Annotated in this window: 7 protein-coding genes and 1 pseudogene; all 8 read right to left on the reverse strand. The window is 34.1% G+C overall.

The genetic code is table 11. From position 1 onward, the window contains the following. Window positions 1–200: 200 nt before the first annotated feature. Entirely contained in the window at window positions 201–635 is a 435-nt protein-coding gene (locus tag ACMZ42_RS26680; RefSeq protein WP_415733364.1) for an SMI1/KNR4 family protein, read from the reverse strand. Between the two features lie 58 nt (window positions 636–693). Further along, the gene (locus ACMZ42_RS26685) at window positions 694–1,125 is read right to left on the reverse strand and encodes a hypothetical protein (protein ID WP_415733365.1); all 432 of its coding nucleotides are present in this window, start codon (window positions 1,123–1,125) and stop codon (window positions 694–696) included. A 613-nt stretch (window positions 1,126–1,738) separates the two neighbouring features. Then, the gene (locus tag ACMZ42_RS26690; protein WP_370080685.1) at window positions 1,739–2,068 is read right to left on the reverse strand and encodes a hypothetical protein; all 330 of its coding nucleotides are present in this window, start codon (window positions 2,066–2,068) and stop codon (window positions 1,739–1,741) included. Window positions 2,069–2,078: 10 nt separating this feature from the next. Further along, on the reverse strand, window positions 2,079–2,480 hold the full coding sequence (locus tag ACMZ42_RS26695) for a CdiA family toxin C-terminal domain-containing protein (protein WP_415733366.1): 402 nt from the start codon (window positions 2,478–2,480) through the stop codon (window positions 2,079–2,081). A gap of 309 nt (window positions 2,481–2,789) precedes the next feature. Continuing rightward, the gene (locus ACMZ42_RS26700) at window positions 2,790–3,167 is read right to left on the reverse strand and encodes a hypothetical protein (protein WP_415733367.1); all 378 of its coding nucleotides are present in this window, start codon (window positions 3,165–3,167) and stop codon (window positions 2,790–2,792) included. A 23-nt stretch (window positions 3,168–3,190) separates the two neighbouring features. Beyond that, window positions 3,191–3,640 carry a hypothetical protein gene (locus tag ACMZ42_RS26705; RefSeq protein ID WP_415733368.1) on the reverse strand — a complete coding sequence of 150 codons (450 nt, stop codon included), beginning with the start codon at window positions 3,638–3,640 and terminating at the stop codon, window positions 3,191–3,193. A gap of 2 nt (window positions 3,641–3,642) precedes the next feature. Continuing rightward, the gene (locus tag ACMZ42_RS26710) at window positions 3,643–3,960 is read right to left on the reverse strand and encodes a hypothetical protein (RefSeq protein WP_415733369.1); all 318 of its coding nucleotides are present in this window, start codon (window positions 3,958–3,960) and stop codon (window positions 3,643–3,645) included. Between the two features lie 284 nt (window positions 3,961–4,244). Beyond that, window positions 4,245–4,541, reverse strand: a pseudogene (locus tag ACMZ42_RS26715) (IS110 family transposase); the annotation flags it as partial. Window positions 4,542–5,448: the final 907 nt, after the last annotated feature.

Consider the following 5,448-nt stretch of genomic DNA (forward strand, 5'->3'; position numbering starts at 1 on the left):
GAGAGGAAATTGAACGAAAAGAAAAAACGATTGGAGAAAAAAATCTGTTTCTCCAATCGTTTTAATATTATGTTGGACTTTTTCAGTGCCCTCGTGCAAAACCGAACTCATTTAACCTAAGCTGGCCTAATGAAATAACCGTGTCTAACTTTTAGGGGTCACTTCAAAAGCCATTTTAGCTAATCAAGGTTTTTTATCTATTAACTCAAAAAAGCTGGCAACTGATTTAACCATTTTTCAAAGTTATCAGCATCCTTTTCGATATTATTCTCTTCATGTGAATAATAATAGACTCCTGTATTGGGGCATTCATTTGAGAGAAGACAAAAGTAGTCTCCATTACCTACACTATAAAATGGAATTAATTCCTTCTTCCACCCTCCAAATTTCATTTCATAGTCATAGGTAAATTCAATAGTGTCATTTCCATTTGTTTTACCATTGGAAACATTTAAAATGTCCCCTGGAAAGGAATATTCAGTCATTAATTCAATAAAAAATTTAAATTCCATTGGTAACTGACACCCATACTTTTTCTCTATCTTTTCCCAATCACTAAACGAAGGAATATCTAAATCCCCTAATTCTTTATCTAAAATACTATCTAATAAATTTGCAATCTCATCTCTTGTCACTAACTTTTCCTCCTTTTAAATCCCTTCTCCTGGTAGTATATACTCTTTGCCTCTTTCTTTATAATCTTCTACCAAAATATCGTGTTGTATCAAAGTGTGTCATATTCCTCCGTGTATCTGTCGGTATCACTACTATATTTTCTAACCCCGTTTGTATATCATACGCTACATCACAGCTCACAAATTCTACTCGGTTTGCCCGCTTTCCTATCATCTCTAGTATTTCTCTGAAATGTGAGTAATGCTCTGGCCTTGTCTCAATCCTTAGGGTATGTAAGTGTCCCTCTATTTCTCTAAAGTTTTTAAAATATAGATGAATGTATACATCATCACTTTTCCGCATGTGCAATTCATAGCTATATGTTCCACTATAAATCTTCATTTTCACTTGATATTTCTTCGCCCCCAACATATAAACACGTAAAAATGCTGAATGTGGTACATCCTTATTATCTATAACAAACTTATCTATCGAAACCTCTATTTCCATCGCCTGTTCTTTCCCTTGTATGCTAGTACTGGTATAAAATTTAACACTTAGTACACTAATTAAATAATCGTAATCTTTTCAATTTACGTATTTAAACATGAAAAAGCACTTGTCGCCTGTTATAGACAATCAAGTGCTTTAAGTTTATAAATTTTCTAATTTATTAATATTTGCAAGTTTTATAAGTTATTTTAGTATTGACAGTATGACATCTTTTTTACCACATGGCAAGTGTTAGTTTAAACACTTTAGCTTGTTTAATCTCGTGTGTTTCGTCCCTATGACATCCATAAGTGATCCCTTATAAGTAAAATGTCATATCGCGTATTCTCGCTCTTATTACATTAGCGCTAAAATAGCACTTCTTGATGGCTCTGCTCGATTCTCAAACAATTATTGTTCATTGGGTCCATTCTGTTCTTCTTCTCGAGAGTGACAATATAGCCAATCAAGGTTTACAAGGTTACGATTCCTCTCTTAAAATCTGGATCATCTATTTCTTTGACTGAAATTCATAAAATCCGGTGCTCTCCAGGGTCTATTTCAAGTAGACCTCCATATTTTTCATGTTTTTTGGTAGGTTGATAGGTTTAATCAACTCAGTGTGAAATTTTCACAAATTTAAAACAGTCTTTATCTTGTCCATAAGTACATACACTTGGATTTTCTGTTCTTGATTTTCACCAACATATTCCATACACGTTTCTTTCAAACAACCATAGAAATCAGAACTGTTCATAATGATATCGTTATATGATGCTGTGTTAATGAATATCATTATGCCTTCTTTAAATTCAATCTCCTCAGAATGCTCTGGAAGTTCATATCCCATCATATGATCTTGCCACGGCTCTCTCTTGGATAAACACTCTAGTACATTTAGTAAATCACTCTTCAAAAAAGAAAAAAAATCTTGGATGACTGGCTGTTTGTCTATTAACATGATACCCCTCCTAATCACCATGATTTTTCCATTCCAATACTAGGTATACACTTTCTATTTCTCCTGTAGTTGGATTTTTCCATCCTTCGAATTTTAATCCATTTGATGTGCCTTGTATTACCTGTTGCCCACCTCTAGTTAAATATTCAGTACCGTTATCCATTGCCTCTTGACAATATTTATACATTTGTTCATCAGTAAACACATTTTCATCGTAAACTGTCTTTTTATGAGTTGATGCTTTAAATTCACTTGTATATATGCCACGTTCTTGTTTTCCTATCTTGTAGTACACATCGTATACACCCGGGACAGAAGGATGTGGTTCCTTTTTCTCCACTTTATACGGAATTCCATTGGCATCCAAATAGTTAAAAAACCCCTTTTCATTATGACCGCCACTTACACCCATTTTAGTAACACCTCATATCTTTCTTACCCTCACTATCGCTGTAGGGTAATCTACAGTTGCGAATAAATTTGAAAAAAACCACAAGAAACGAAGATAACAAAAAACAGGTCAATCATGGTGGTTTCTGACCATAATCAACCTATTCAATGTAACGGAACACCGCTATTTGGGTTATAACAATAAAGCATCTGATGTGCGTACAACCATATTTACGAAAGCTTCATAAGGGTATTACATGGGTTTATATGTGTAATTGGTTAAACAGTGCATTCATACGACACTGGGTATAGGCTAAATCGTCAGTCATCGCTACTTAGATAAATCGTATTCTAAGTATTCCTCATCCCATTCGAGAACATAATCTTCTACCGCCACATACCACTCAGCATTTAAAACAGCACATCTTATTTGTGACAGTAAAGCAGACCAATGTTGAACACCTTCCCAAATAGCATCATTCATGTTATCAGGTAACTGTGTAGAACCTTCAAAAACAATCTCTGTTCCAGACGAATCTTTAAGGTCGTATACTTCAAAACTCGTCCAATTGTATCCTTCTCCTGTAATGTTGAATTTCTCAATTTCCTGCTGAACCGAATACTCAGATATTAATTTCTTTATGAGATCTTTTTCGACATCTGTTAATAATTCCTTTCGTCTTGCTGAGTAATATATTGAAATTCCCATCATATAAACCTCTCAATCATTGTTCATTTGTGCATATATTCTCGTTTAAAATCACCATAAATTAAAAACGCATCAGCTAATATTTCTTTCAATTCTTCGTAATTACGGAATATTGGCTTCCTCACTTTATCATTTTCCAGACCATCCAGTTGTTCTTTTAATATTCCCCATGTCCCACCCATCTTAAGCTCAGAATTTTTCCATACAGACCATATAAATTCTGCTACACCATATTTCAAAGAGATATTAAATTGAAATTTATATTCATCATGTATTTCTGTAATCTTAAAGAATTTTTCCTTCGTATTAAACGAAGCCTCGTACCCTAATTCATTAATAATATTTACTACTCGGTTACTTTCATAATTCTCAAAACTTTCACTAACATTAAATTGATATCTTGCGGCTAGACTCTTATATCTTTCAATAAATTTGATCTTCGCAAAAGCGTGTTCAGTATCTTTATCTAACATGTTTACTCCTCCCTAAACCTGATTTCAATTCCATACTTATTTTTGGCCAAATCAATGTACTCTTGCATTCCTGAAAAGTTCTTATTGGAAGCAGGAATCTCAAGTATCTGTTTCCCTTTAAGTGGTTGTCCATCAATTGGTGGTATAAAATCGGCATATTTATCTGTCCTAATTATCGTACCCGGCTCGTACTTCACTTTCATTTCTTTTAAATAGCTCTCAAAGGTGGATAATTCAATATTTTCTAAATCAGTTGCTTTTCTTGAAACGATCTCACCTTTTATAGGATCATATGAATCTAAACGTTTTCCATTGCTCAAATGCACTTCATTACATGGATACCATTCTTCAACAACTGACTTTTTATTGAATGCGTTACCTCTTGCTACTGGTGAATCATTTAACCAATAATCTCTGGTCTTTTTCCATTCTGAGCGACCTCGAGGTGGCTTATCCTCCTTCGCTTTACGAGCAAGATACTTTTGATAATCTGATTCTAACTTAGAATCCTTAAATTTTCCATTGGAAGACAGTAGATCATCACCCGTACCCTATGTTGTAATCTTAAAAACCGCTAATAAAAAACTCCTATCTAAAAACCTTATTAAACTACTTCTTCCTCTTTTAATATTGGCAATTCATAGGCTGTTTTGTGCTTCATCATGCCATATATAATGTTTACAAGCCGTCTCATTATACAAACCAATGCTTGTCCCTTTGTTTTGCCTTCTTTTAGTTTCCGGTGATAGTAATCATGGAATACGGGATTCCTTGGTAGCCTACTTCCTTTTGCCACTTGTACTTGCTGTACGGCTAAGTTGTAAAATAAAGCGTGTAGCGCCCGATTTCCTTGCTTGCTTTTTTGTTCCCTTCCTTTCCCACCAGAGCCAAAGTAAACAGGCTAAAGCAGAACCGAAACACCTTTTAAATTTCCCATTTTTTATCGCCACGAGCTTTGTCATTATCGTTTATTTAGTCACTATTCCATACAAAACTACCTCCTGCATGTAAAATGTCATCTCGCCTAATTCTCACACTTTTCTTCCTAGACCACTGTTTATAGAATACTCCTTGATAGTCCAGCCTTCATGAGTTTTCGATTCTCAAACGAATCATTTTCTTATTGTCTCACTCAAATATCAGTTGATTTAATATAAATTAAAGAAAAAAACCTTGAAGGGCATTTAGCCAATCAAGGTGTTTGCTTGGAAACCAGGATTAATCTCTCTTGATACAAAATATCATTATTTGTACCTCAAATTTAATCCATGTACTCCTCAGCAATTTGTATACTTCTATTTAAGTTTAAGTCTGGGTATCTTTGATCTAGGCAATATAGTAATTCAATATACTTTTTACTTTGCAAATTATATGCCACTTCTTCAAAAATCTCACTTAAAAATGAAAGTTCTGTTTTTGTACAAACTTGTAAGAAATTCAGAGTCAAGTTTTCATCTTCACTTAGTAAAACAATTAGCTCTTCCCATTTCTGCTCAATTCTTGGGTCATTATCATCTAGTAATGCTCGTGCACCTAAGACTCTCTAACGTTTTCCTCAAACATTGTTTATTTCCCCCTTTAAAACTATGGCTGTTACATACTATCTGGAAAATGGCTCCCATCTCTCCATTTGTTTTAATTACACCTATCCTAACACCATTGTAATCACCGAATACTGTTACACACCATAAGCATATTAGGCTTAATCGGCACTAGAAGTTTAATTGTCTCCAGTCGGTCTCACATTTTTTTTCGTAAGTTATAAAATCTTCAGTCGAAAATCTTTTTTCAAGTATCCTACTAGCCTC

The sequence above is a fragment of the Lysinibacillus sp. NPDC056185 genome (genome assembly GCF_047737915.1).
GTDB lineage: Bacteria > Bacillota > Bacilli > Bacillales_A > Planococcaceae > Lysinibacillus.

Coding starts and splice junctions, on each gene's coding strand:
- ACMZ42_RS26685 (WP_415733365.1), bottom strand. CDS start 1,125: ATGGAAATAGAGGTTTCGATAGATAAGTTTGTTATAGATAATAAGGAT.
- ACMZ42_RS26690 (WP_370080685.1), bottom strand. CDS start 2,068: ATGTTAATAGACAAACAGCCAGTCATCCAAGATTTTTTTTCTTTTTTG.
- ACMZ42_RS26695 (WP_415733366.1), bottom strand. CDS start 2,480: ATGGGTGTAAGTGGCGGTCATAATGAAAAGGGGTTTTTTAACTATTTG.
- ACMZ42_RS26700 (WP_415733367.1), bottom strand. CDS start 3,167: ATGGGAATTTCAATATATTACTCAGCAAGACGAAAGGAATTATTAACA.
- ACMZ42_RS26705 (WP_415733368.1), bottom strand. CDS start 3,640: ATGTTAGATAAAGATACTGAACACGCTTTTGCGAAGATCAAATTTATT.